This is a genomic window from Pseudohongiella sp. SYSU M77423 (genome assembly GCF_029911965.1).
GTDB lineage: Bacteria > Pseudomonadota > Gammaproteobacteria > Pseudomonadales > Pseudohongiellaceae > Pseudohongiella.
In genome coordinates this window covers 44100-70923 of sequence record NZ_JARYTH010000004.1, presented here as the reverse complement: position 1 = coordinate 70923, position 26824 = coordinate 44100, and the positions used below count along the sequence as shown (strand labels likewise).

Genomic DNA, 26824 nt, shown 5'->3' with positions numbered 1-26824 from the left:
AGCCCGTTGCAGTGGCTGACACGCTTCGCATCCGTGTTTCGCTATAGCGGCGTCGCAATAGAAATCGTCTGGCGTGCCAGCCCGGCCCTGACCATCGTCATGGCGCTGGCGACGCTGGCGGCAGGGCTATTGCCGGCTGCCATTGCCTGGGTCGGCCAGCTGATTGTTGACGCCGTTGTCGCCGCCATTGAGGCGGATGGCGCAGCCCGCGATGCGCTGCAGACCCAGCTCCTGCAATATGTGCTGATCGAGGCAGGACTGGTGGTGCTGATGACCGGCGCCCAGAAAATCAACACGGTGTGCCAGTCCATCCTGCGCGCCCTGCTGAGCAACGAAGTCAATGTGATGATTCTGGAAAAGGCATTGACGCTGGAGCTGGCCAATTTTGAAGACTCTGAATACTACGACAAGCTGGTGCGCGCACGACGAGAGGCCTCAAGCCGCCCACTGAGCCTGGTCATTGCGACCTTCGATCTGATTCGTGATGGAATCTCGCTGATCAGTTATGGCTTCCTGCTGCTGCAGTTCTCCATCTGGGCGGTTCTGCTGCTCAGCTTTGCCGGTGTGCCCGCCTTTATGGCTGAGGCCAAATACTCGGGTGAAGCATTCCGCAACCAGCGTCGTCGATCCTCAGAGCGCCGTATGCAGGTCTATCTTGAAATGGTGCTGACACGCGAGGACGGCGTGAAAGAGGTCAAGCTGATGCAGCTGGGCCGCCTGTTCCTGCAGCGCTACGTGGATATATTCAAGAATATCTACAAGGAAGATCGCAATCTGGTCCTGCGCCGCGGGTTCTGGGGTTATATGCTGGGCCTGATTGCCAGCGCGGCTTTCTATTTTGCTTACGGCTGGGTCGCGTTCGCAGCGGTTGCCGGTGCCATCACCCTGGGCCAGATGACCATGTATATTGCGGTGTTCCGTCAGGGTCAGGGCGCGGTCACCAGTTGCCTGGCGTCGATCAACAGGATGTATGAAGACAACCTCTACCTTTCCAACCTGACTGAATACCTGGGTCACAACGTGCCCGAGCCGACTGGCGACAGGACCGAGGGGCCACAACCCGAAGATGGAATCCGTTTTGAGCAGGTCAGTTTCCATTACCCGGGGGCTGAGCGACCAGCTCTGGATGCCATCGATCTGCATATTCGTCCTGGCGAAAGTCTGGCCATCGTTGGTGAGAATGGGTCTGGCAAGACGACGCTGATCAAACTGCTGACGCGGCTCTACACACCAACAGGTGGTCGCATTCTGTATCAGGGGCTGGATCTGCAGGAGTGGGATATCAACGCACTGCGTGAAAAGCTGGGCGTCATTTTTCAGGATTTCGCCCGCTATCAGTTAAAGGTTGGTGAAAACATTGGTGTAGGTGACAAAGAGTTTATAAATGATCGGCCGTTGATCGAAGAGGCAGCTGAAAAGGGCCTGGCAGCCGAATTCATCAAACATATGCCCGCCCAGTACGATACCCAGCTGGGTACCTGGTTTCGCGATGGGCAGGACCTGTCAGGCGGGCAGTGGCAGAAGATCGCGCTGGGCCGTGCCTTTATGCGCAGCCGCGCCGAGGTGCTGATTCTGGATGAACCAACAGCTGCTATCGACGCGCGTGCCGAAGCCGACATTTTTGCGCACTTTCGCGAATTGACCGCCAATCGTATCTCGATCATCATTTCCCACAGATTTTCGACGGTACGTATCGCCGATCAGATCGTGGTCATGGAGCATGGCCGCATCCTTGAGCGTGGTGATCACGAAAGCCTGCTGGCGCTGGGCGGTCAGTACGCCACACTGTTCGAACTGCAGGCCAAAGGCTACCAGTAAACGCCGTCACGGAGCAGTCCGCGAATGGGATTTGAAAACGTCTTTGTCGAAGTAGCTGCCATGCTGGCAGTGGTGACCATTATCGGCTCGGTGGGCCTGATGTTGCGTCAGCCACTGATCGTTTCATTTATCGCTGCGGGCATCATTCTGGGCCCCTCAGTACTCGGGCTTGTGGCAGCCACCGAGCCCATCGAGCTGCTGGCGCAGATGGGCATTGCCCTGCTGTTGTTTGTTGTCGGCCTCAAGCTGGACCTTCACATCATTCGCACCATGGGGACCGTTGCGCTGGCCACCGGTCTGGGCCAGGTGCTGTTTACTTCGATCTTTGGATTTCTGATTGCCCTGGCACTGGGGATGTCGCCGGTTGGCGCGCTGTATGTGGGCGTTGCGCTGACCTTTTCCAGCACCATCATCATCGTCAAACTGCTCTCCGATAAAAAAGAGATTGATGCCCTGCATGGGCGCATCGCTGTTGGTTTTCTGATTGTGCAGGACATTGTGGTGGTCCTGGTTATGATCGGCCTGACGGCGCTGGGTGCGGGCACCTCGGCCGAGCCCGGCGCGCTGGCGACCGAGATGCTTTGGGTGGTTCTGAAAGGTACCGGCATGCTGCTGTTCATCGCCGCGCTGATGAAGTATGTTCTCCCGACACTGACTGGCCTGATGGCGCGATCCGCTGAGCTGCTGATTCTGTTTGCCATTTCCTGGGCCGTGACAATGGCAGCGGTTGGTGATGCACTTGGCTTCAGCAAAGAAGTGGGTGCCTTCCTGGCGGGTGTGTCGCTGGCATCGACGCCATTCCGCGAGGTTATCGGAGCGCGGCTGGTCAGCCTGCGTGACTTTCTGCTGCTGTTCTTTTTCATAGAGTTGGGCAGCGGTCTTGAGCTGGGGACGCTGGGTGGGCAGGTGGCACCAGCGCTTATCCTGTCGGCGTTCGTGCTGATCGGCAATCCGATCATTGTCATGGCCGTGATGGGATATATGGGGTACCGCAAACGTACTGGATTCCTCGCCGGCTTGACGGTCGCCCAGATCAGCGAATTTTCCCTTATCCTGGCGGCTCTGGGATTGTCGCTGGGCCATATCGACCGCGAGACCGTTGGCCTCATCACGCTGGTAGGTTTGATCACCATCAGTGGCTCCACTTACATGATTCTGTATTCCCACCGCCTGTACGAGTGGCTGTCACCTGCAATGTCGGTGTTTGAGCGGCACAATGCCTACCGGGAAACGGAATATGATACTGATGAAGCGCTGCGTCCGGAGTTTGTAGTGTTCGGGCTGGGTCGTTATGGTTGTGGTATTGCGGATCAACTGATGGCACGTGGACACAAAGTGCTGGGTATTGATATTGATCCGGAGGTTGTCCGTACTCAGGGCAGCGAGAACATGAAGGTACGCTTCGGCGATGCGGAAGACCCGGAATTTCTGGGCTCCCTGCCTCTGGCGCGAACGCGCTGGGTAATCAACACTGCCCGCGAAAGAGATATCAATATGGCGCTGCTCAACAGCCTGCGTCGCGAGGCTTATGTCGGTAAAGTCGCGCTCACCGCAGCCAATGCCCGGGATGCCGAGATATTACAGCGGGCGGGTGCTGATCTGGTACTGCGCCCCTTTGCTGATGCCGCCTTTCAGGCTGTCGACTGGTTGCTTGGAAGTAGCGAATCAGTTCAGCCAAGTTAGCGAATTTCACCAAGCTTTTCCAAAATCCTTAGCCAGACTCACCTCTTCATATCTCATTAGATAAGCATAGTTTATATATATCAATAGCTTATAATTCTGGCACGATATGTGAATTGCTCATGCCATTACCCACTCATTTGCAGCGGGTTCTGGACAAATCACAGGCAGTGAGCAATGAACAACACAGGCATTATCGATCTTTTTACCCGACATAAAGTGGCAGCCAACCTGGTGATGATCATGATGATCCTCTCCGGGCTCTGGGCATCGACACGCATCAATACCCAGCTTGACCCATCTGTGGAATGGCCGGTTGTCATTATCAATGCCAACTGGCCCGGCGCCTCGGCCGAGGACGTTGAACAACTGATTGTGGTGCCGGTTGAACAGCAGGTCCGCACCGTGATCGGCCTGCAGCAGATGTACTCCACCAGTACCCAGGGTAGCGCAAACATTCGACTCGAGTTCATGTTTGACACAGACCTGAGCAAGGCGCTCGAGACCGTAAGTGATCGCGTCGCGCAGATTCGCAATCTGCCAGGCGACATGGAGCCGATGGTGGTGCGCCGTGGTATGTCCTATGAGCCTATTGCCTCCCTGATTGTTGCCGGAGCCTCCAGTGTGTCAGAACTGGTACCCCTGGTGCGTCGATTCGAACGCGAACTCTACACTGCCGGTGTCGACCGCATTGAGTTCAGTGGATTGCCGGAAGAAGAAATGGCCATACAGGTAGGCAGTCGCGATCTGCTGGCCATGAATACCACGCTGGATGCGCTGGCGGGTGAAGTACGTTATCGCAGCATGGATGTACCTGCGGGTGTTGTTGCGCGCAGCCAGGGTGAAATGCAGTTGCGAGGGCTGGATCAGCGCCGTGGGATTAATGAATTCGAGCGTATGGAGATTCAGAATCCCCAGACCGGTGAGCTGATCCGGCTCGGCGATGTCGCCCAGGTAGAGAAGCGCGCCAAAGCCGGACAGCCCTTGCTCAGCAAGGATGGCAGCCCTGCCATCGAAATGAACCTGTATCGTGTAACCAACTCGGATGCTTTGTTGTCCGCTCGCATCCTGCAGCAGTGGATGGACCAGACTCAACCGCAATTGCCTGATGGCGTTACCGTGGAAACCTACCAGGAAGTCTGGGTACTGCTGAAAGAGCAGCTGGAAGTTATCGCCAGTAATGCATGGTCTGGCCTTGTGCTGGTTGTGCTGACACTGTTTGTGTTCCTGAATACACGTACTGCGGCCTGGGTCACGGTGGGTATTCCCGTCAGCTTTCTGTTCGCAACCATGCTCTACTATTACGTGTTCGGCGGCAGCATCAACATTCTCGCCCTGATCACATTCATCATGGCACTAGGTATTGTGGTCGACGACGCGATTGTTGTTGGCGAGGACGCTGTCAGTCTGCACGAGCAGGGCCTGAGCCCCGATGAGGCAGCGTCTGGTGCAGCAAAACGCATGTTCATGCCGGTGATGACTTCGTCGCTGACCACACTGGCCGCTTTTGTTCCGCTGCTTATCACTGGTGGCGAAATGGGGGCAGTCATTCAGACCATGCCGATGGTTCTGTTCTGCGTCATCGTGGCGTCTCTGGTTGAATGCTTTATCGTGCTGCCGGCACACCTCAAGCACAGCTTCAAACAGATGGGTCGTAAACCGAAGTCGAAATTCCGTCAGAAGTTCGATGCTGCTTTCTTTGGATTCCGTGACCGCTACTACAAACCGGTGCTCACCCTGGCGCTGGCGCGACCTGGCACTACGCTGCTGACCGCGATCGGCTGTGTGGTTCTTGCCTTCAGTCTGGTGATCGGCGGTCGGGTGGGCGTTAATTTTGTGCTGGGTATGAGTCTGCAGATGCTGGAAGCAAATGTCAGTTTCACCATGGACGCCACCGAGGAGCAGCGACGTGAGTTCATGCGACACCTGGAACAGTCAATGCAGCAGACTGACAGTGAGAATGGCAATGTCAACATCAATGGTTACTACGTGCGTGAGAATGTTGCCCGTATCAACCAGGAGAACAAGTCAGGCGCCCAGTTCGGTTCCATGCGTGTCGAGTACGCATGGGAAGATGTCTACCAGGTCGCACCACAGGAGTTCGTCAATGCATGGCAACAGCGCGTCGTACGTCCACCGTATGTCGAGCAGGTAATGCTTGAGGTGCGTGGGGGAGCCAACGGTGGTGCGCCGGATATTTCCCTGGTTCTTAGAGGGGACGACATCAACACACTCAAGCAGGCTTCCGAAGAACTGCAGGCGGCCCTGAGCAACTACGAGGGAGTGAGCAACGTCTTTGATAACCTGCCTTACGGGCGCGATCAGATGATCTTTGATCTGACTGCCCAGGGTCAGGCACTTGGCGTCACCACTGCCTCACTCGGCCAGCAGCTGCGTGCGGCCTACTATGGCAACCGCGTGCAGATATTCAACCAGAATAACAGCGAGCTGGAAGTCATGGTCATGCTGCCTGACGAGGAACGTGACCATATCGCTTCACTAGGACAATTCCCGGTGCGAACGCCGCAGGGAGAAATTGTTCCATTACGCCAGGTCGCCCATCTTTCCACCCGTCGTGGTATCGATGTCATCAATCATAACAACGGGTCGATGTCAGTGATGGTCAGTGCCTCCGTGGACAGTCAGGTGAACAACGCCGAGCGTGTACTGGCCTCCGTGCGCGAGACAGTATTACCACAGATCAATCAGCGTTACGGTCTGAGTTCTGATGTCGGCGGTAATAACCTGCGCAATCAGCAACTGCTGGAGACCATGCAGATGGGTGGCATGCTGACGCTGATCTTCATCTACCTGATTCTTGCCTGGTCGTTCTCTTCATACGTATGGCCGCTGGCAGTGCTCACCGCGATTCCGTTGGGCCTGACGGGTGCAATTGCAGGCCACTGGGTCATGGGTGTGGACCTGGGCATGATGTCGATGCTGGCATTCTTTGCCCTGACCGGGGTGGTGGTCAACGACTCTATCGTGCTGGTCAGTTTCCTGCGCCGGGAACTGGAAGCCGGCAAAGCACTGGTCGACGCAGTGAGCAGCGCTGCGCTGTCACGCTTCCGTGCCGTCTGCCTGACCTCGCTGACGACAGTGGCAGGCCTGTCGCCGCTGATGTTCGAACAGTTCAGCCTGGCCATCTACATGGTACCGATTGCCATAACACTGGTGTTCGGCCTGGCATTTGCCACCTTGTTGGTGCTGCTGGTTGTTCCGGCGCTGATTGTGATGATTGAACGCATTAAAAACAGACTCGGCAGACTCAAGACTGCCACCCAGGCTCAGGTGTTCGAGCCAAGTAAAGAGGGACTTTGATATGCAAGGCGATAACAACTTCGGGCAACAGATTTTCTGGGGGCGTCAGCTCAACAGATTCAGATACATTGGCACCAAAGCGGCCGGTGTATTAATACTGGGCATGTTTGTGCTGACCAGCGCACTGGTGGTAGCAACAGGGCCGGAGGCGGCTCCTGTTGAGCGGGCGGAACGCGAGTGGCCGGTAGCAGCCAGCGTCGTACAGCCAGCAGCCATGTCACCCACATTACAGGCGTATGGCAGACTGGAATCCGATCAGCAGGCAACATTGCGTGCCGGTCTGACCGCCGATGTCTCTGCAGTGCACTTTCGGGAGGGGGACTGGGTTAATTCAGGTGACGTTCTGCTGGAGCTGGATCCGCGCGAGGCTGAACTGGCGCTGCGTGCCGCCCAGGCCGCGGAGCGACGAGCCGAGGCCAGCCTGAAATCGGTCGTTAGCGACTACGAGTTGGCACAGACACTGGCTACGCATCATGAGGATCAATTACGCATCGCCAGAGAAAAGCTGCAGCGCTTTGAATCACTGCACACGCAGCGCATGATCGCAGACGCGCAACTGGATGAAGTGCGTCATGAGGCAACCGAGCGCGCCATGGTTCACGCCAGCCATCAGGCAACACTGGCTGACTACCCCAATCAGATTGCCCAGGCCGAAGCAGTACTGGAAGAAAGTCGCGCCAGTCTGGCAAGAGCTGAGCTGGACCTGCGCCATACTCAGGTGGCGGCACCGTTTAATGGCCGCATACTCAGTCTGGGGGTTGCGGTCGGTGACCGCATCAGTGTCGGAAGTGAGCTGCTGCAGGTAGCGGACTACGACCGCCTGCAGGTGCGCGCGTCACTGCCAATCGAAATGGCAGCGCAACTGCGTGGCAGTCTGCAAAACGGCCAGGTAGTGACTGCGACAATTAACGATGTCACATCAGCGACCGGGCAATCTACTCAGGTACTGGAATTAAAGGGACTGGCTGGCAACGTCAAATCCGGACAGAGCGGCATTGACGGCTTTTTCAAGGTGCCTGCTGATGCCACACTGGCACTGGGTGAGGTAGTAAACCTGAATGTGCGTCTGCCGGTTGAGCGAGATGTTGTCGCTGTGCCGATGCATGCCATTTATGACAACGACCGCATCTATCGGATTGATCACAGCCGTCTGGAAGCGGTGCAGATCGAGCGCGTTGGTGAACATATCGACCAGCAGGGTAACTACCATGTACTGGTCCGTTCACAGTCCCTGACCGCGGGCGACCAGATTATGGTTTCTCAACTGCCCACTGCCATGACCGGCTTGCTGGTAAATCCGGTGACCGAATCGGCACTGGCCGACGGCGCGCCGCTGCAGCCAGGTGTGGCTGCCGTCAGCAGTATCAACTGACGACTGGCCACGCTGGTGCCCTGGCACTGGTAGTGCCGGGCGTGCCAGCGTGGTATTGTCCTCCGTCAAAACTGAACACGCTTGACCGTGCCGCAACTGGGCACGGTCAGTCTGCTTACGGAGGAACAGAGAATGTCACAGCTATTGGCCAATCAGGGCATCATCATTACCGGAGGAACACGCGGCATCGGTAAAGCCATCGCCGAGGCCTGTCTGGCAGAAGGTGCCAGAGTGTTGATCACCGGCCGTTCTGAAGAGAGCGTTAACAAAGCGCTGGAGGCTATCGGTCACGATGCCCTGACTGGCAGCGTCGCTGATGTGGCCAGCGAGGAAGACACGGTGCGTGTCTTCGAACTCGCCATGCAACAGTTCGGTAAAGTCGATGCTGTGGTCAACAATGCAGGTATTGCCCGTGCCGGCGCCGTTCAGAACCTGCGCGCCAAGGATTTCCAGATGGTTATGGATACCAACCTCACGGGTGCCTTTCTTTACAGTCGCGAAGCCTTCCGTGTCATGAAAGATGCCGGCGGTGGGCGTATTCTCAATATCGGCAGTATCTCCAGTCAGACCCCGCGATTCGGTTCAGTCCCTTACACCACCAGCAAGTTCGGCCTGCAGGGCATGACCCGTGCGCTGCAGGTCGAGGGACGCGACCTTGGCATCATGGTAAGCTGTTTGCACCCTGGCAACGTACATACTGACATCTGGGACAAAGCGCCAAAGTCTGTTGTTGATGAGCCCAAAATGCAGGTGGCAGATATTGCCCGTGTGGCAGTGCTGATGCTGAGCATGCCGCCGAACTCCACCATCATTGATGCCACAGTGCTTGATCCCAGACAGCCATTTCTGGGCCGTGGTTGAACCATCCAATTCAAGGAGAAGCAGTTATGAAGTCACGCGTTATCCAATCATTAGTGGTACTGGCAATTGGCGTTGCGGGTGCCCAGGCTTTCGCACAGAGCGATAGCCTGGTCGCCGAAGATGCACAGATCCAATTACTGAGCGATACGTTCACCTTCACGGAAGGTCCGATAGCCGATGAGGCCGGGAACGTTTATTTTTCGGATATCCCTGCCAACCGTATTCATCTGTGGACGGTTGATGGCGAGCTGCAGACCTTTCGTGAACAGACCAATGGCAACAACGGTCTGTTTTTTGATGCCGACTGGGTGCTCTACGGCGCCGAGGGTGGTGCGGGCCGCATCAGCCGAATGGACAGTGAGGGCAATGCCACGGCAGTGATCGATCAGCACAATGGCGCTCCTTTCAACAGCCCGAATGATCTGTGGATTGACCCGCAGGGTGGCATCTACTTTACTGATCCACGCTACGGCAGCGAAGCAAACCTGCCACAGCCGGGTTACTACGTGTATTACCTGGCGCCTGGAGCTTCAGAAGCGGAAGTCATCATTACCGACATGCAGCGTCCGAACGGCATTATTGGCACCGCTGATGGAGAGACCCTGTACGTGGCCGATCATCAGGGTAACCAGACCTTTGCCTACAACATCGATGCCCCCGGTCAGATCAGCGGAAAAAGGCTGATTGCCCCGCAGGGTTCCGACGGCGTTACGCTGGATGAGCACGGCAATCTGTATTTGACTGGTGGTAACAATATCACGGTGTACAGTCCGGAAGGTGAAGTGCTGCAGGTTTTGGAGTTTCCCCTGGCACCGGCGAACATGACCTTCGGTGGACCGGAGCGCAATGTGCTGTTTGTGACTGCCCGCAGAAGCCTGTTCGCCTTGCCGATGAATGTCCGGGGCATGTATTGAACGGGCAGTTATCCATCCGATAGTTGCCAGAATGCCGAGCACTGAGCCAGTGGGATCGCCAGCCTCTGGCTAAATCCACTACGGCCAAAGCCGGGCGGTAAAATTCATACCGCCCGCGACCAGCTGCTTTGGCCTGGTACATCGCGACGTCGGCGTGATGCAGCAGGCTGGCGAAATCGGTTCCGTGCTCAGGCGCCAGCGTCACGCCCATTGAAATGCTTGGGGTGATAGACACTCCATCCAGGCCAACCGGTGTCGCAACGGCATTCACAATTTTGTTGAGCACGGGTTCGACATTGGCACCTTCATGCAATCCGCCGATGAGTATCAAAAACTCATCTCCTGCAATCCTGATGAGTTTGTCAGATCGTCGTAGCTGTTCGCTGATGGTCTTCGTGAGGTGTTGCAGCAGCGCATCGCCGCGCGCATGCCCCAGGGAATCATTAATCTGTTTGAAGTTATCGATATCCAGGAAAACGAACGCAAGCGTGGATTCATCAGCCAAACTTTGTTCCAGCACATCATTAAAAAGCTGCTCAGCCATGCGCCGGTTTGGTAAGCCGGTCAGATTGTCATGATTAGCAAGATGCTCTGCGGCCAGCTTGGACTGTTCTACAACGACCAGCTCCTGGCGTAATCGCTCCAGCAATAGCAGCAGATCGGACGCCAGCACGCGAATCAGGAAAGTTGATCCGGCCAGAACAACCAGGTGGTCAATCATAGTGAGATAACCACGGGTGACCTCGGTGCCGGGGCGCCAGCCATTCATGGTGGCCACACTGAGAATGACAATGAACAGAAACATGCTGGCGGAGATGACATAAAAAGACCGCGTTCCGACCATGACCATAGCCAGCAAAAGTACCGCGGGGTAAGCGATCACGGCAGCAGAGCGCAGACCTGAGCCGTCCCACATACTCTGACAGATACAAAAGAAGGTGACCGCCAGGATGATATGACTTGCCAGCGTTGTGTAGCCATGCCGCAACAGCAGCAGCGTGCCGCACAGCAGCACGACGCAGGCCATCATGGAGACCATGATCGAAATCTGACCGCTAAAGACGTTGGCGATCGACAGCGTGACAAGCAATAAAATACAGACAAATACAAACTGCTGGATCCGCCGGTTACGAATCTCGTCAATATCGCCTTGCAGTCGCAGCAGTCTGTTTTTGTCGGTCATTTCTTCAGTGGCGAATCAAGTAGTCAAAAGCACTCAGTGCTGACCGTGACCCTTCTCCCATAGCGATAACAATCTGCTTATAGGGTATCGTGGTCACATCACCGGCGGCAAATACGCCGGGAATATTGGTCTCACCGCGGTTGTCTATCTCAATCTCTCCAAATTTGCTGGTTTTCAAAGTGCCCTTGACCCATTCGCTGTTTGGCAGCAAACCGATCTGCACAAAAACACCTTCCAGCTCCACAGTGTGCGACTGCTCGCTTTGTCGGTCCTTGTAAACCAGGCCAGTCACTTTCTTGCCATCGCCCAATACCTCTGTGGTCTGCGCCGAGGTGATCACCTTGACGTTGGGCAGGCTGCGCAATTTGCGCTGCAGTACTTCGTCTGCCTTGAGCGTGTCGGCAAATTCCAGCACCGTCACGTGAGCGACCAGACCTGCCAGGTCGATGGCAGCCTCAATACCTGAGTTGCCGCCGCCGACAACAGCGACACGCTTGCCCTTGAACAGGGGGCCGTCACAATGCGGGCAGTACGCCACACCCTTGTTCTTGTACTCCGTCTCCCCCGGTACATTCAGTTCACGCCAGCGTGCGCCAGTGCTGATAATGATCGACTTGGCCTTCAGTGATGCACCATTATCAAATTTGATCTCGTGGAAACCGCCAGGTTCAACGGCAGGCACCAGAGCCGACGCGCGTTGCAGATTCATGATATCCACCTGGTACTGTTTGACGTGCTCTTCGAGCTGTCGCGCCAGTTTCGGGCCTTCGGTTTCCTGCACAGAGATGAAGTTTTCGATTGCCATGGTGTCGAGCACCTGACCGCCAAAGCGCTCAGCCGCGACACCGGTTCGAATACCCTTGCGCGCTGCGTAAATCGCCGCTGCCGCACCGGCTGGGCCGCCGCCCACGATCAACACATCAAATGGATCCTTGCTTGCCAGCTTCTCGGCTTCGCGCTTGGCCGCGCCGGTATCAATCTTGGCGAGAATCTCATCAACTCCCATGCGGCCCTGTCCGAACAGCTCACCGTTCAGATAGATGCTGGGGACAGACATGACCTCGCGCTCTTCGACTTCTTTCTGGAACAGAGCACCATCAATGGCCACATGTTTGATATTGGGGTTCAAGACCGCCATCACATTCAGGGCCTGCACCACATCCGGGCAATTCTGACAGGACAGCGAGAAATAAGTTTCAAAGGCGAATTCACCGTCAATGGCTTTAATCTGGGCGATTTTTTCCTCACTCAGCTTGGGTGGATGTCCACCCGTCTGCAGCAGCGCCAGAATCAGCGAAGTAAACTCGTGTCCCATCGGGATGCCGGCGAACGTCAGATGCATATCGGCATCGGGCCGCTGCAGGCTGAAAGACGGGCGTCGGCTATCCTGACCGTCCTCACGAACAGTGATGTGCGGACTCAGCGATGCGATGTCCTGCAGCAGTGCGCGCAGCTCCTTTGATTTCGCGCCGTCATCAAGCGACGCGACCAGCTCGAAAGGCCGGGAGACTTTCTCCAGATACGCTTTCAGTTGGGCTTTCATGTTGGCGTCTAACATCACGTTTTTCCTCGATAAATCAATGCACAAGGGCAGTGTTTACACAAATTTCGGGCAAAAGAAAGCCCGGACGATAGCCGCCCGGGCTCTCGGGCTTACTGCAGTAAAGCGTTTTAGATTTTACCTACCAGGTCCAGTGACGGCGCCAGTGTTTCTTCGCCTTCCTGCCACTTCGCCGGGCAAACTTCGCCGGGGTGCGCAGCGACGTACTGAGCAGCTTTAACTTTGCGCAGCAGCTCTGAGGCATCGCGGCCGATACCGCCAGCAGTAATTTCGACTACCTGGATCTTGCCATCAGGATCGATCACAAAGGTTCCGCGCTCAGCCAGACCGGCTTCTTCGATCATGACTTCGAAGTTGCGGCTGATGGTGCCAGTGGGATCGCCGATCATCGGGTAGGTGATCTTGCGAATGGTATCTGAGCTGTCATGCCAGGCTTTGTGTGTGAAGTGCGTATCAGTAGAAACGCTGTAGATTTCAACGCCGCGTGCTTTGAATTCTTCGTAGTTGTCAGCCAGGTCGCCCAGCTCAGTGGGGCAAACAAAGGTGAAATCGGCTGGGTAGAAGAACACAACTGACCACTTGCCGGTCAGATCAGCTTCGGTCACTTCGACGAACTCGCCATTGTGGAATGCGGTCGCTTTAAAGGGTTTAACTTCGGTATTGATCAAAGACACGTAAAGACTCCTTAATTTCCCTGTGCCGAATCCAGTTTGATCGGCGGTTCACTTAACAGCCGCAAGAATAGCCCTATTTTCAGCTTAGGTAAAATGAAATATATATTAACAAACGATAGAAATAATAAATGATGTCGCTCGCTGTCGGCGTCTACAGTCAATAGAAGGCAGTCACCAGAACGTAGAACAGCGCGGCACAGAGACAAAAATACAGGATTACTTTGACAGGTTCCTGACGCAGTCTGTCCAACTGCGTTTCGGCTCGCCCGGCGGCCTTGTCCGCTTCGTACTGTGCACGGGACTCTCGCTGGCGCTGTGACTGGTACTCGGCCAGCAGACTGGAGGCCAGGCCGTAGTCGTCATCGTTGCGCAACCAGATGCCAGGCATTGAAATGCCCCAGTTGCCAGCACTGGTCTCATAGAAGTCTATATCATGGTCGTGCAACAGCTGGCGCACGTCTTCGGCTTCATCGTCAGGTACATGGCGCAGTTTGAATATCAGGCGTGACATAGTTGTAATAGAGAATGGACTGGAGTGGTCATGTTACTGGCATCGGCCGCAGGAAAACATAGCCAACCGCAACAAAGGGAAGAAGAGGGAAAGCATTATGTTGGAGAAGGCAGGTTTCACGGCTGCACAGGCGATCGTTGCGCTGGTTCTCGCGAGCATAGCAACGCTGGCGAGCGCGCAGACAGCGGTCTGGCAGGTCAGCAAAGATGACGGCAATCACATTTACCTGGGCGGCACCATTCACCTGTTGCGCGCCAGTGATTATCCACTGCCACCTGAGTATGAGCTGGCATATCAGGAGTCAGACCGCCTGTTTTTCGAGACTGATATCGGGGCCATGAATGACCCTTCGCTTCAACAGCGCATGATGGCCCAGATGACCTACCAGGACGGTCGCACCCTGCGAACAGTGCTGAATGAGGAAGCGTATCAGGCGCTGTCAGATTATGTGGCATCGGCCGGCCTGCCCATCCCGCTGGCCATGATGCAGACTTTCAAGCCGGGTCTGCTTATCAGCACCCTCAGCGTGCTGGAGCTGCAAAAGCTCGGGTTTTCACCCCAGGGAGTTGATATGTTTTTCCATACCCGGGCCATGGGAGATGGCAAGGATCGTGGACAGCTGGAGACGCTTGATCAGCAGCTCGCGCTGCTTGCCAGTCTGGGCGAGGGCTATGAAAGCGATTACGTGATGTATTCGCTGGAAGATTTCAAGGACATGGAGTCGCAGCTTGAAACCATGGTGAGCAGCTGGCGCGCAGGTGACCTGAGTGTGCTGGAAGAGCAATTCGTCGGTTCAATGGGCGAATTCTCGGACGAGCTTTATCAGGGCCTGCTTGTTGACCGCAATCAGGACTGGCTACCGCTTATCGAGGCCATGTTCGAACAGGAGGGTACAGAGTTCGTTCTGGCTGGCGTCGCGCACATGGTAGGAGAAGATGGGCTGTTGGCAATGCTGGAGAGTCGTGGTTACGAGGTGACTCAGGTGATGGCACAGCCGTGATGCCTGCTGTGCCGTGCCCGGTATTAAAGACTTGGATCAGTTGGCAGTTTTGTGACTCAGGATGATCTGGCGAGGGCCGCGGGTGTTGGTTTGACCGCTGGTGCCCGTTGGAATCTGCTGGACCTTGCCGCCGGATTTGAGAAACGCTGCCACCTGGCGGGCCAGATCTTCGCGATCACAAACAGGCAGGTCTTTCTTGGATTTGCTGGACATGACACTAAACCTTGATATCTACCGTAAAAAGTCGATCAGTATACACCAATCCCCCCTTTCCTGTCAGCTCGTCAATTTGTGCCTGCAGCCTTTTATACCGCCGGCAATCTGCTAGAATCGGTCAATCTGTTGGAGAGAGATCAGTATGACCGATAAAACTGCAGCGAAAAAAACAACATCCAAAACCACGTCGAAAGCCAAATCTGCGGCGACCACCAAGACCAGTTCCGCCAAGTCGACTGCCACGTCGCCCAAGGCGGATACCAAAAAGGCTGCGGTGAAAAAAGCGCCTGCAGCCAAGTCTGCGACCGCCGCCAAGAAAGCAGGCGTGGCCAAAAAAGAGCCTGTAGCCAAAAAAGCGCCAGCCGCTAAAAAAGCGCCGGTAGCCAAGAAGGCACCCTCAGCCAAGGCAGCGCCTGCAACCAAGAAAGCTCCGGCGACCAAGAAAGCCCCTGCGTCAACGACCAGGACGACCGCTACCAAGGCGACTACAAAAGCCAAGGCTGCGACAGCTGCCAAGCCCAAAGCCGATTCCAAAGCAAAATCTGCAACAGCAGCCAAGCCCAAGGCTGCTGCCAAGTCTGGAACTGCAGCAAAAGCCAAGGCCGCAGCCAAGCCCAAAGCTGCCGCCAGTCCCAAGGCAGCCAGCAAGCCGAAGACAGAGGCAAAACCTGAGACAGCAGCAAAATCCAGGGCCGCGACCAAGCCTAAAGCTGAGGCCAGGCCCAAAGCGGCGGCTAAACCCAAAGCGGCGTCCAAACCAAAAGCAGCCAGTAAGTCCAAAGCAGCCGCCAGCCCGGTGCCAGATATCACAGCAGCTCCGGCAGAGCCTGTTAAAGAGAGCGTCAAGGGTGCATCGGTCAGCTTCAGCTCGGTGCAGGAGCCGCCTGCTCATTTGACTATGCGAGTCGAGCCGAATCGCGTTGTGGCGTTTCACTATCGCTTGTGCGAAGTCCGCCAGGACGGAAGTTACTCAGCCTGGATTGAAAGCTCATTCGGACGTCAGCCGCTGTTGTACCTTCACGGACACGGTAATGTGGTGCCGGGGCTGGAGCAGGCAATGGCCGGCAAGCGAGCGGGCGACGTGCTCAATATTACCCTGACACCAGATCAGGCCTACGGCCCGAGAAAGTCCAATGAGCTGATCCGTCTTCCCATCAAGCAGTTGCATAATCCACCCACTGGCAAGAATCTGGTGCCAGGTGTCATTGTTGGGGTGAAAACAAACCAGGGTGTTCGCAATGCGTTGGTTGTCAAAGTTGGCAAATTCAATGTGGATGTCGATTCAAATCACCCGTATGCCGGTCGCACACTGCACTATCAGATCGAAGTGCTGGGGGTGCGCGCGGCAGCTCCGGAAGAAATTGCACACCGTCATGTGCACGGACCGGGCGGTCACCGCCATTAATCCGGGCTTGGCTCCCGTCTTCGCATGAAGGCGGACATCGCCCAGTGCTGACTCAGTCAGTGACAAAAAAACCATAACAATAAGCCACCAGGCAGAGGCACAAGATGACAATAGAAAATGAAAGCCGCAGACAGTTATTGAAGGCGGGTGTAGGGGCAGGACTGGTCGCCGCCACAGCAGGTGTTCCATGGTTTGCGCTGGCACAGGGCGAGCGAGTCATGCGTTTCCTGGATGTGCCTGAGGGCTGGGGCCCCGGGCCGCGTCAGCCTGGTGCCACGCATATTATTGACACCCGACAACTGACGGATTTCTATAGTCACGATTTTTATGTGGTTCAACACTACGGCCAGCCCGAACTCGATGTCGCTCAGTATGAGTTGTCGCTTACGGGTCTGGTTGATCAACCCTTGCGCTTTACACTGGATGATTTGCGTGCGCTGCCCAGCCGCGAAATAGACTGTGGCTTCGAGTGCGGTGGCAATGGCGGCCGTATGTTTCACGGACTGGTTGGCAATGCGCGCTGGCGTGGTGTGAGTCTTAAGGATCTGCTGGAGCGTGCCGGTGTGCAGTCAGCAGGTCGAGAGGTGGTGTTTTTTGGTGGTGATATGGGCCGCGAGGAAATCCGCGGTCGCGAAGTCGAGAAGGCTTTCGCGCGCAGTCTGTCGCTGGAAGACGCCATGCGGGACGACAACCTGATCGTCTACGAAATGAATGGCGAGCCACTGCCGGTTCATCATGGGCGTCCGGTCCGCCTGTTAGTGCCAGGCTTCTATGGGGTCGCCAATGTTAAATGGCTGACCCAGATTCATGTGCAGGATACCCGCTACATGGGTCGTTTCATGGGCCGTGACTACGTCACGCTGAAACGAGAAATGGTTGGCGGTGAAGAGCGCTGGGTTGAAAATTCTGTAGCGCGAATGAATCTCAAGTCAGTTATTGTCCGCGTTACCGACCGTGGCGGCAGCCATCGCATCAGTGGGTTTGCTTTGAATGATGGCACCCCGCTGCGCAGCATTGAAGTCAAAATCGACGACGGCCCCTGGCAGCAGGCGACTATCGATCCGCAGGCGAGCCAGTATAGCTGGAAGCCGTTTTATCTGGACTGGCAGGGTGCCAGCCCGGGAGAACATACCCTTGTCTCACGCGTGACCGATGTCAATGGACAGGTCCAGTCGCCAGCCGATCAGTTGCCGGAGCGGGTCAGTTACTGGGAAGAGTTTGGTCAGTTCCCGCGTCGCGTCATGATTGAGGCCTGAAGTAGCAGCCTTGCAAGTGCCGCTGACGCCAGACTGGCGGATGCGGCGGCAAGGACACGGATCATAAGCTGGGTGAGAGTCATATGAAAAGTTATCTGGTGCTGACACTGATTGGCAAAGACCAGCCGGGGCTGGTGGAGTCGCTGGCGCAGATTGTTGCCCAGCATCACGGCAACTGGCTGGAAAGCAATATGTCGCGCCTGGCCGGGCAATTCGCCGGCATCCTGCGAGTCAGTGTTGATCAGGACAAGGCAGACGAGCTGGTCACGGCGCTGGATGCGCTTTCACCCAAACTCAGACTGGTAGTCCAGCGCCCTGCCCCTGGCGAAGATGGCAGTGAGTCCAGTGCACCTCGTCAGGCCGTCAGGCTGTCGCTGGTGGGTAATGACCGTCCAGGTATTATCCGGGATATTTCTGGCGCCCTGGCGCGCAATCAGGTCAATGTCGACGATCTGGAGACAGAATGCAGCCCGGCTCCGATGGCCTCCGACATGCTGTTCAAGGCCAATGCCCTGCTGCACGTGCCAGCCGGGATGGATATAGATTCTCTGAGAGCCGAAATCGAAAAGCTCGCCGACGATTTGATCGTCGATATCACGCCTGCCGAAGACTGATAACCGGCCAGCCCATTTTGCTCGCGTGGGCCCGCAGTTTATCATCAGGGTCAACAGCCACCGCTTTGCCAGCAGCTTCCAGCAATGGGATATCATTAAACGAGTCGCTGTAGAACACGCTGTTCTCCAGCGTCAGGCCCTGGTACTCAGGCTGCTTGCTATTGGTTTCCAGCCATGACTTCAGCTTGGTGATTTTGCCAGCCTGAAAGCAAGGCGCCCCGCTAATCTTGCCAGTCAGCACCCCTTCCAGATACTCCAGATCTGTAGCAATCAGGTCGTGGACCCCCAGTCGCTTGGCGATAGGCTCAGTCACAAAACGGTTGGTAGCGGTCACAATAAGGCAGATATCGCCCTTGTTCTTGTGAGAGTCGACCAGCGCCTGGGCACTTGGCAGCATAATCGGGTCAATGAACTGCTGCATGAATTTGATGTGCAGCTCCGCCAGCCGGGTTTGCGTATAACCCACCACCGGTGACACCGCAAACTCCAGATACTCGGTCATATCCAGCGTGCCCTGCTGGTACTGAGCATAAAAAGCATCGTTCTGCTGACGGTGTGACTCGGCATCGGCCAGGCCTTCACTGATCAGGAACTCGCCCCAGGCATGGTCGCTGTCGCCGGCCAGCAAAGTGTTATCCAGATCGAAAATAGCCAGGGTTTTCATGCAATGGTTCCTGTTGCTTGGGTTGAGGGGTAATTGCCACGGCGCGGATTATAACCCGAGGCTGGCGCTTTTTTGTGGGACGTTTTTGTGAAACAATGCGGTGCTGGCATGTCTGTGACAGCAACGCCCCTATAGAGTGTTAATCGATCTGGAACGGATCGGAATTTGATCGGAATGCAAACGTAAATGATTGATGCTGAAGGCTTCAGACCGAATGTCGGTATCATCATCTGCAACCCTCGAGGGCAGGTGCTGTGGGCCAAGCGTATTGGTCAGGATGCCTGGCAATTTCCCCAGGGTGGCATCCGCAAGGGTGAGCGGCTGCAGCAGGCAATGTACAGGGAATTAAAAGAAGAAGTCGGGCTTGAGGCCAGGGACGTGGAAATACTCTCAAGTACGCGGGACTGGTTGTACTACCAGTTGCCGCGTCATTATATCCGGCAGAACTCCAACCCGGTCTGTATCGGGCAGAAACAGAAATGGTTTTTGTTGAGTCTGCGCGGAGAAGAGTCACGTATCTGTCTGTCCAATCAGGACGATGCGCCGGAGTTTGATGACTGGCAGTGGGTGAGTTTCTGGTATCCGCTCAGCCAGGTTATCGACTTTAAACGCGAGGTATACCGTCAGGCGTTGCGACAATTGGTCAAGCCTCTCAACCGATACGTGAATTCGTAAACGAGTCGCCAGCCAGGCGAACCATCCTATGCTCGATAGATTGCGTGAAATAGTCCAGGAGGTGAACACCGCCAGGGACCTGCAGACTGCGCTCGACATTATTGTGTCGCGCGTACGGGATGCTATGAACACGCAGGTCTGCTCGGTTTACCTGCTGGACAGCGACATCAATTGCCATGTCCTGATGGCCTCCGAGGGTCTTCGCAAAGAGTCTGTTGGCCACGTAAGCCTGCAACTGGATGAGGGTCTTGTTGGCCTGGTGGCGCGCAACGCTGAGCCGGTTAATCTGGAAGACGCTCGCGCTCATCCCAACTATCACTACCTGTCGGAAACCGGCGAGGAAGAGTTCCGCTCCTTCCTTGGCGTGCCTATTATCCACCACCGAAATGTGCTGGGCGTGCTGGTAGTACAGCACCGGGACAAACGGTCTTTTGACAACGGTGAAGAAGCCTTTCTGATCACGCTGTCTGCGCAACTGGCAGGGGTGATCGCTGCGGCCGAAGCCAGCGGCGCCATTCAGGGTATGAGCCCCTCCGGTCAGCGCCGCGCCGACACCAGTTTTGCGGGTATCTCTGGCGCATCCGGTGTAGCGATAGGCCAGGCAGTGGTGGTGTTCCCGCATGCAGATCTGAGCCTGATTCCCAGCCGGGTTGCTGAGGACATCGATGCCGAACTGGCAGCCTTTGCAGACGCCCTGAATCGTGTACGTACTGACATCAAGGCGCTCAGTGACTCAGTGGGTCAGCAGCTGCGACCTGAAGAGCGCGACCTGTTTGATGTTTATCTGCGTATGCTGGACGACGATGCCCTGGGTCGCGAGGTTAATGACCTGATCTCGGGTGGTCAGTGGTCGCAGGGTGCTCTGGCCGAGGTAGCCACCGACCACGTAAAGGCATTTGAACAGATGAAAGATCCTTACCTGCGCGAGCGCGCGGCGGATATCAAGGATCTTTGCAGTCGTGTGCTGTTTTACCTGCAGGAAACCGAGCGCGACAAACCCAAGGAATACCCGGATAACACCATCCTTGTTGGAGAGGAGCTGGCGCCTTCGATGCTGATGGAAGTGCCGCGCGAAAAACTGGTTGGCATGATCTCAGTTAAAGGGTCAGGTAACTCACACGTAGCGATTCTTGCGCGGACGATGGGCATCCCGACCGTCATGGGCGCCCTGGATCTGCCCTATAGACGCCTCGACGGCCGCCAGGTCATTGTTGATGGCTACAATGGTACCGTCTATACCAGTCCGTCGGATCAACTGCTGGCGCGTTACCAGGAAGTCATCAAGGAAGAAGAACAACTGGTCCGTGGTCTGGAAGGGCTGATAAATCTGCCTTGTGTCACACCCGACGATCATCGTGTCAGTCTGTGGGTCAATACCGGTCTGATGACAGACGTTGTGCGTTCGCTGGATCACGGTGCCGAAGGCATTGGTCTGTTCCGCACAGAAGTGCCTTTCCTGTTGAGTGAGCGTTTCCCCAGTGAACAGGAACAGGCGGCCATCTACCGGCAGCAGCTTGAGGCTTTTGCTCCCAAGCTGGTCACCATGCGGACACTGGACGTCGGCGGCGACAAGGCCCTGCCCTACTTCCCGATTGAAGAGGCGAACCCCTTTCTTGGCTGGCGCGGCATTAGGGTGACACTTGACCACCCCGAGATTTTTATCGCGCAGGCACGGGCAATGATCCGCGCCAGTGAGGGCCTGAATAATCTGCAGATCATGTTGCCAATGGTTTCCAATCTGCAGGAGGTCACCGGCGCTACCCAGATTATCAAGCGTGCTCTGCGCGAGCTGCAGGAAGAAGGGCTGGATGTTCGCATGCCACCGATTGGTGTCATGATCGAATTGCCGGCGGCCGTTTACCTGACACGCGCACTGTGCCAAATGGTGGATTTTGTGTCAGTCGGCAGCAATGACCTGACGCAGTATCTGCTGGCTGTTGACCGAAACAACCCCCGGGTGGCTGACCTGTACTCAGCATTCCACCCTGCGGTGCTTAACGCGCTGCAGCATGTCGTCAATGAAGCCCATGCCGAAAACAAACCGGTCAGCATCTGTGGTGAGATGGCTGGTGACCCCGGTGCAGCGCTGTTGCTGATGGCGATGGGATTTGATGTGCTGTCGATGAACGCCTCGACGCTGCTCAAGGTAAAGGCAGTGATTCGTGCCGTCACGCTCAGCACTGCCAAAGAGCTGCTGCAGGATGTCATGAAACTGACCGACGCGCAGAGTATCCGAAGCTGTGTTGACCTGGCGCTTTACAACGCCGGCGTGGATCGACTATTGCGCTCGTCACGCAGCAATTAACACGGAATAGATATTTACGACCTTCAGGAATTTGAAAAGACCCGATGCTGACCTACCCCGATATTGACCCGGTTGCTTTCTCGATAGGCCCACTGACCGTGCACTGGTACGGCATCATGTATATCGTTGCGTTTACTGCCTGCTGGCTGCTGGCGCGATACCGTATCCGCACCGGCCCTTGGAAAGGCGAGTTTACCGACGATCATATTTCCGACCTGGTTTTCTACGGCGCCCTGGGTGCCGTGCTGGGTGGCCGTCTGGGATCAGTGCTGTTCTACAACTTTGATCGCTTCGTGGCTGATCCGCTCTGGCTGCTGCGCGTCTGGGAAGGCGGCATGTCCTTCCATGGCGGATTCATTGGCGTGATGCTGGCGTTCTACTGGTATGGTCGCCGCATCAACAAGCGCTGGTTTGAGGTGCTGGATTTCATCGCACCGTTCGCGCCGCTGGCGCTGGGCATTGGCCGCATTGGCAATTTTATCGGCGGTGAGCTGTGGGGGCGGCCGACGACGGTATCGTGGGGCATGGTATTTCCGCACGTGGACGAGTTACCCCGACACGCCTCGCAGCTCTACCAGGCATTTCTTGAGGGCGTCGTGCTGTTTGCGGTGGTCTGGTGGTTCTCCTCTAAGCCCCGGCCACGTTACGCCGTATCCGGACTGTTCGGGCTGGGCTACGGCCTGCAGCGCTTTTTTGTGGAATTTTATCGCGAGCCCGACTCATGGATCGGTTTCGTGGCGCTTGACTGGATGACAATGGGGCAGGTACTGTCCCTGCCCATGATCTTTGCGGGAATCGCACTACTTGTCATTGCCTACAGGAAACAGCCGGCGTGAAACAATATCAGGACTTACTGCAGCGAATACTGGATGAAGGCGCCGAGAAATCGGATCGCACCGGCACCGGGACACTGTCAGTGTTCGGCCACCAGATGCGCTTTGATCTGCAGCATGGCTTTCCGCTGGTCACCACCAAAAAGCTGCATCTGCGCTCGATCATTCATGAATTGCTGTGGTTTCTCAGCGGTGACACCAATATCCGTTATCTGAAAGAAAACGGCGTCTCCATCTGGGACGAATGGGCCGATGAAAACGGCGACCTTGGCCCGGTCTACGGGTTCCAGTGGCGCAGCTGGCCTGGCAAGGACGGTCAGACCGTCGATCAGATCAGCAAGGTGGTCGAACAGATCCGCAACAACCCCGATTCCCGTCGCCACATGGTGGTTGCCTACAACCCCGCCTATGTCGATGAGATGGCGCTCCCGCCCTGTCATTCACTGTTTCAGTTCTACGTCGCCAATGGCAAATTGTCCTGCCAGTTGTATCAGCGTTCGGCAGACACATTTCTGGGTGTGCCGTTCAATATTGCCTCGTATGCACTGCTCACCCACATGATGGCTCAGCAGTGTGATCTTGAGGTTGGTGAATTTATCTGGACCGGTGGCGATACGCATTTGTACAGCAATCATCTGGAGCAGGCTCGACTGCAGTTAACACGCGAGCCTTTGCCGCTGCCGACGCTGCATATCAAGCGGCGCCCGGGCAGTATCTTCGATTATCAGTTTGATGATTTCGAAATACAGAATTACCAGTCGCACCCGCACATCTCCGCACCGGTGGCCGTTTGACGATGGACGAGACAGACGAATTACCCGAAATGAAAGTGGCACTGATCTGGGCGCAGTCGCAGAATCGTGTGATAGGCCGCAACAATGCACTGCCGTGGTATCTCCCGGAAGATCTGAAATACTTCAAGCGTGTCACCATGGGCAAGCCCATCGTGATGGGTCGCAAGACATGGGAATCCATCGGTCGGCCGCTGCCCGGCCGCACTAACATCGTCATCTCACGTAATCCTGAATTTCAGGCAGAAGGCGTCAAGGTAGTTCCGACTTTTGAAGACGCGCTGGCACTGGCCGAGAAGGTGTGTCTGATCAATGGCGGCGATGAAGTCATTATCATGGGTGGTGCGCAGATCTATGAAATGGCGCTGCCCTACGCTGACCGTCTCTACATGACGCAGGTCCATGCCCATGTCGACGGTGATGCCTGGTTCCCTGAATTCGAACTCAGCGAGTGGCACGAGCTGGGCCGGGAAGACCATGCGGCCGCCGACCCGAATCCCTACGATTACAGCTTTGTGATTCTGGAGCGCTGATTGTCACGTCAATGCTTTGCGAAACGCCTTGGAGTTTCGCTGGTAGTTGTAGAGCTCCTGCTTTTTAATCGGAAGGTCTGAAACAGCGATAGGTTTAAATCCCCGCTCCAGAAACCAGTGTGCGGTTTGTGTGGTCAGCACGATGGCATTGCTCAGCCCCATCCGCCTTGCTTCTTTTTCCAGGGCGCGCAGCAGGTGATCACCGCGACCGCTTTCCTGATATTCCTTGTGAATGGCGATGCAGGCGATCTCTCCGGTATTTTCGTCCAGCGGGTAGATCGCGGCGCAGGCGATAATCATGCCTTCCATTTCGATGACCTTGAAATACTCGATCTCGGCTTCGAGCAGTTCGCGCGAGCGATGCACCAGTATGCCGGCGGCCTCCAGAGGTGCGATCAATTCCAGAATACCACCGACGTCGTCAATCACGGCCTGACGCAGCAGCTCAAAATTATCTCGCGAAACCAGGGTGCCGTTACCGTCACGTGTGAACAGCTCTTCGATCAGCGCACCATTGTCCTCAAAGTTGATCAGATGGCAGCGATGCACGGTCTTGCTGCTGGCCTTGGCGGCGGCGGCAAGTGATTCGCGCACACCATTCCTTGCCTGCGGGTGGTCGTCACTGATATTGAGCAGCAACTGTTCTGCAGCGACTGGGCTCAGGGTGCTGACCAGATTGTCGGCGGCGTCCATGATGCCGCGCTGTGGCACAAACAGAATCAGTTTTTCCGCCGCCATGGCTATGGCAATCTCGGTGGCCACTTCTTCGGCAGACAGATTGAACACTTCGCCCGTAGGAGAGTACCCCAGGTTGGAGACCAGCACGATATTGTTCTTGTCCAGGTGCTGCATGATGGCCGTGGCATTCACTTTGCGCACAACGCCTGTCAGCGCGTAGTCAAAACCGTCGATCACGCCCAGTGGTCGTCCGGTGATGAAGTTGCCGCGACTGACCTTGATGTCAGCGCCGTGCATTGGCGAATTTGCCAGCCCCATGGAAAACTGCGCTTCCAGATCGATCGACATGGCGCCTACGGTCTGTTTGATGATCTGCAGGCTGTCGACATCAGTAATGCGCAAACCCTTGTGATATCGCAGTTCGTGGCCGGCCTGTTGCAGTGAGGAGCTGATCTGCGGTCGCGCGCCATGCACCAGCACCAATTTGACGCCCAGGCTGTGCAGCAGCGTAATGTCATGAACAATATTGCTGAAATTGTCATGCGCAATGGCTTCGCCAGTCAGAAGTACCACGAATACCTTTTTGCGATGGGCATTGATGTAGCTGGACGAGTGTCGAAACCAGTCAATGTATTGAGACAGATTTTCCATGTCGTGTTCCTGTGTTCTTTTTCTTTGTCCTAGTGCTTTTCCAGGCAGTAATGCGTAATAAACTGCTGCAGCAGATCGACGCAGGGTTTGACGCGATCCAGTGACAGATACTCGTCCGGCTGGTGCGCCTGGTCGATGTCACCCGGGCCCAGCACGATGGTATCGATGCCAATCTGCTGCAGCCAGGGTGCTTCGGTACCGAAGGCCACTGTTCCCGCTGTGTGTCCAGTCAGCCTTTCGGCGGTTTTTACCAGATCGCTTTCTACCGGGCAGTGAAAGGCCGGTGCGCCCGGGAACAGCGGAGTCAGCTCAAAACCGACCTGCCAGCGCTGTGCCAGCGGCTGGAGACGCTTGCGGATCAGCTCGCGCATGTTCTCCACTTCCATGCCCGGCATCAGACGAATATCGAACTCCAGTTCGCAGTGGCCACAGATGCGATTTGGGTTGTCGCCACCATGAATACAGCCGAGGTTCATCGTCGGTTTATCGATGGCAAACAGCGGGTTGTGATACTTCTCCTGCAGCTCGGCCCGGAATTTAAGCAGATCACCGATGACATCATGCATGGCTTCCATTGCATTGATGCCCAGGCTCGGATCCGAGGAGTGGCCGCTGCGACCCTGCAGCCGAATCGATTCCATCATGACACCCTTATGGGCATGGATGGGTTTCATGCCGGTAGGTTCACCAATGATGGCGTAGCGTGCCTTGGGACGACCCAATTCGGCAATTTTGCGGGCCCCGAACATGGACGTTTCTTCATCCGAAGTAGCCAGCACAATCAAAGGCTGTTGCAGGGGCTTGTCGGCGATATCGCGCACAGCTTCCAGAATCAGCGCAAAAAAGCCTTTCATGTCGGTGCTGCCAAGACCGTAAAGCCGGTTGTCCTGCTCGGTCATTTTCAGTGGGTCAACAGACCACAGTTCCGGGTCCATGGGCACAGTATCGGTGTGTCCGGCCAGTACCAGCCCACCTGGGCCGCTTCCGAGCGTGGCAATCAGATTTGCTTTGGCCTCGCCGCTGCTGCTCTCACAGGGCATGATCTCGCACTGGAACCCAAGCGCTGTGAACTGCTCCGCCAGGTAGTTGATAACCGGCATATTGCTCATGTCCAGCGACGCATTGGTCGAGCTGATGCTGGGCAGACTCATCAAGCTGGAAAAGTGTGCCAGCAGCGGTCGCGTTTGGGACGATTTGATGGTCATTAGCACTGCCTCCCGGTCAATTGTCCCGATTCTAACTGATTTGCACCGCCGCAGATACCGTCGTCCTGCAGGCCGCGCCATTCATGACTCTGCGCGAAAACAC

General features: G+C 56.0%; 23 protein-coding genes and 1 pseudogene. 15 read left to right on the top strand and 9 right to left on the bottom strand.

Going from position 1 to position 26824, the window contains the following annotated elements; genetic code table 11:
• Nucleotides 1–6 precede the first annotated feature (6 nt).
• From QGM61_RS09950 to QGM61_RS09925, 6 genes are all read left to right on the top strand, one after another.
• Nucleotides 7–1818: an ABC transporter ATP-binding protein gene (locus QGM61_RS09950; protein WP_317622181.1), complete on the top strand. Its 1812-nt coding sequence runs from the start codon at nucleotides 7–9 to the stop codon at nucleotides 1816–1818.
• A 24-nt stretch (nucleotides 1819–1842) separates the two neighbouring features.
• Nucleotides 1843–3501 (top strand): cation:proton antiporter, encoded by a 1659-nt coding sequence (locus QGM61_RS09945; RefSeq protein WP_281132853.1) that lies wholly within the window; start codon nucleotides 1843–1845, stop codon nucleotides 3499–3501.
• 174 nt (nucleotides 3502–3675) lie between these two features.
• Nucleotides 3676–6819: an efflux RND transporter permease subunit gene (locus QGM61_RS09940; protein ID WP_281132852.1), complete on the top strand. Its 3144-nt coding sequence runs from the start codon at nucleotides 3676–3678 to the stop codon at nucleotides 6817–6819.
• A gap of 1 nt (nucleotide 6820) precedes the next feature.
• Entirely contained in the window at nucleotides 6821–8191 is a 1371-nt protein-coding gene (locus QGM61_RS09935) for an efflux RND transporter periplasmic adaptor subunit (RefSeq protein WP_281132851.1), read from the top strand.
• Nucleotides 8192–8323: 132 nt separating this feature from the next.
• The gene (locus tag QGM61_RS09930; RefSeq protein ID WP_281132850.1) at nucleotides 8324–9052 is read left to right on the top strand and encodes an SDR family oxidoreductase; all 729 of its coding nucleotides are present in this window, start codon (nucleotides 8324–8326) and stop codon (nucleotides 9050–9052) included.
• Between the two features lie 26 nt (nucleotides 9053–9078).
• Nucleotides 9079–9966, top strand: a complete 888-nt coding sequence (locus QGM61_RS09925) for an SMP-30/gluconolactonase/LRE family protein (protein WP_281132849.1) — start codon at nucleotides 9079–9081, stop codon at nucleotides 9964–9966.
• A gap of 115 nt (nucleotides 9967–10081) precedes the next feature.
• Here the strand turns inward: QGM61_RS09925 and QGM61_RS09920 are convergent.
• The 4 genes and pseudogenes from QGM61_RS09920 to QGM61_RS09905 all read right to left on the bottom strand — a co-directional run.
• A pseudogene (locus QGM61_RS09920) lies at nucleotides 10082–10687 on the bottom strand (diguanylate cyclase domain-containing protein); the annotation flags it as partial.
• A gap of 466 nt (nucleotides 10688–11153) precedes the next feature.
• Nucleotides 11154–12707, bottom strand: a complete 1554-nt coding sequence (gene ahpF / locus QGM61_RS09915; RefSeq protein ID WP_281132848.1) for an alkyl hydroperoxide reductase subunit F — start codon at nucleotides 12705–12707, stop codon at nucleotides 11154–11156.
• A gap of 113 nt (nucleotides 12708–12820) precedes the next feature.
• Nucleotides 12821–13384 carry an alkyl hydroperoxide reductase subunit C gene (gene ahpC / locus QGM61_RS09910; protein ID WP_237132429.1) on the bottom strand — a complete coding sequence of 188 codons (564 nt, stop codon included), beginning with the start codon at nucleotides 13382–13384 and terminating at the stop codon, nucleotides 12821–12823.
• Between the two features lie 157 nt (nucleotides 13385–13541).
• Complete coding sequence (locus tag QGM61_RS09905; protein ID WP_281132847.1) at nucleotides 13542–13895, bottom strand: DUF6164 family protein; 354 nt, start codon at nucleotides 13893–13895, stop codon at nucleotides 13542–13544.
• A gap of 97 nt (nucleotides 13896–13992) precedes the next feature.
• On the opposite strand from QGM61_RS09905, the gene QGM61_RS09900 reads away from it, so the two are divergent.
• A complete protein-coding gene (locus QGM61_RS09900; RefSeq protein ID WP_237132426.1) occupies nucleotides 13993–14895 on the top strand; it encodes a TraB/GumN family protein in 903 nt (300 codons plus the stop codon).
• 36 nt (nucleotides 14896–14931) lie between these two features.
• Here QGM61_RS09900 and QGM61_RS09895 read toward each other — a convergent pair whose 3' ends face one another.
• Complete coding sequence (locus tag QGM61_RS09895) at nucleotides 14932–15108, bottom strand: hypothetical protein (protein WP_237132425.1); 177 nt, start codon at nucleotides 15106–15108, stop codon at nucleotides 14932–14934.
• 111 nt (nucleotides 15109–15219) lie between these two features.
• Nucleotides 15220–15921: a hypothetical protein gene (locus tag QGM61_RS09890; protein WP_281132846.1), complete on the bottom strand. Its 702-nt coding sequence runs from the start codon at nucleotides 15919–15921 to the stop codon at nucleotides 15220–15222.
• On the opposite strand from QGM61_RS09890, the gene QGM61_RS09885 reads away from it, so the two are divergent.
• The 3 genes from QGM61_RS09885 (at nucleotide 15908) to QGM61_RS09875 (ending at nucleotide 18386) form a co-directional block, all read left to right on the top strand.
• Entirely contained in the window at nucleotides 15908–16516 is a 609-nt protein-coding gene (locus tag QGM61_RS09885) for a peptidylprolyl isomerase (RefSeq protein WP_317622177.1), read from the top strand. The two genes, QGM61_RS09890 and QGM61_RS09885, sit on opposite strands and share 14 nt — an antisense overlap.
• A gap of 104 nt (nucleotides 16517–16620) precedes the next feature.
• Nucleotides 16621–17772, top strand: coding sequence for a molybdopterin-dependent oxidoreductase (locus QGM61_RS09880; RefSeq protein ID WP_237132423.1), 1152 nt, complete (start codon nucleotides 16621–16623; stop codon nucleotides 17770–17772).
• An 83-nt stretch (nucleotides 17773–17855) separates the two neighbouring features.
• Nucleotides 17856–18386, top strand: a complete 531-nt coding sequence (locus tag QGM61_RS09875; protein WP_281132845.1) for a glycine cleavage system protein R — start codon at nucleotides 17856–17858, stop codon at nucleotides 18384–18386.
• Here QGM61_RS09875 and QGM61_RS09870 read toward each other — a convergent pair.
• Nucleotides 18367–19050: an HAD family hydrolase gene (locus QGM61_RS09870; RefSeq protein WP_237132421.1), complete on the bottom strand. Its 684-nt coding sequence runs from the start codon at nucleotides 19048–19050 to the stop codon at nucleotides 18367–18369. The two genes, QGM61_RS09875 and QGM61_RS09870, sit on opposite strands and share 20 nt — an antisense overlap.
• Nucleotides 19051–19236: 186 nt before the next feature.
• Between QGM61_RS09870 and QGM61_RS09865 the strand changes: the two genes are divergently transcribed.
• From QGM61_RS09865 to folA, 5 genes are read left to right on the top strand one after another with little or no spacing between them, the layout of a single operon-like run.
• Nucleotides 19237–19725: an RNA pyrophosphohydrolase gene (locus QGM61_RS09865; protein WP_237132419.1), complete on the top strand. Its 489-nt coding sequence runs from the start codon at nucleotides 19237–19239 to the stop codon at nucleotides 19723–19725.
• Between the two features lie 28 nt (nucleotides 19726–19753).
• Nucleotides 19754–22030 (top strand): phosphoenolpyruvate--protein phosphotransferase, encoded by a 2277-nt coding sequence (gene ptsP, locus QGM61_RS09860; RefSeq protein ID WP_237132418.1) that lies wholly within the window; start codon nucleotides 19754–19756, stop codon nucleotides 22028–22030.
• Between the two features lie 44 nt (nucleotides 22031–22074).
• Nucleotides 22075–22866, top strand: a complete 792-nt coding sequence (gene lgt / locus QGM61_RS09855) for a prolipoprotein diacylglyceryl transferase (protein WP_281132844.1) — start codon at nucleotides 22075–22077, stop codon at nucleotides 22864–22866.
• Nucleotides 22863–23657 carry a thymidylate synthase gene (thyA, locus tag QGM61_RS09850; RefSeq protein WP_281132843.1) on the top strand — a complete coding sequence of 265 codons (795 nt, stop codon included), beginning with the start codon at nucleotides 22863–22865 and terminating at the stop codon, nucleotides 23655–23657. Before lgt ends, thyA begins: the two co-directional genes overlap by 4 nt.
• A gap of 29 nt (nucleotides 23658–23686) precedes the next feature.
• A complete protein-coding gene (gene folA, locus QGM61_RS09845; RefSeq protein WP_237133396.1) occupies nucleotides 23687–24187 on the top strand; it encodes a type 3 dihydrofolate reductase in 501 nt (166 codons plus the stop codon).
• A gap of 3 nt (nucleotides 24188–24190) precedes the next feature.
• On the opposite strand, the gene argA is transcribed toward folA, so the two are convergent.
• Both argA and argE read right to left on the bottom strand, forming a co-directional pair.
• Nucleotides 24191–25507, bottom strand: coding sequence for an amino-acid N-acetyltransferase (gene argA / locus QGM61_RS09840; protein WP_237133395.1), 1317 nt, complete (start codon nucleotides 25505–25507; stop codon nucleotides 24191–24193).
• Nucleotides 25508–25545: 38 nt separating this feature from the next.
• The gene (gene argE, locus QGM61_RS09835) at nucleotides 25546–26721 is read right to left on the bottom strand and encodes an acetylornithine deacetylase (RefSeq protein ID WP_237132414.1); all 1176 of its coding nucleotides are present in this window, start codon (nucleotides 26719–26721) and stop codon (nucleotides 25546–25548) included.
• Between the last annotated feature and the right edge of the window lie 103 nt (nucleotides 26722–26824).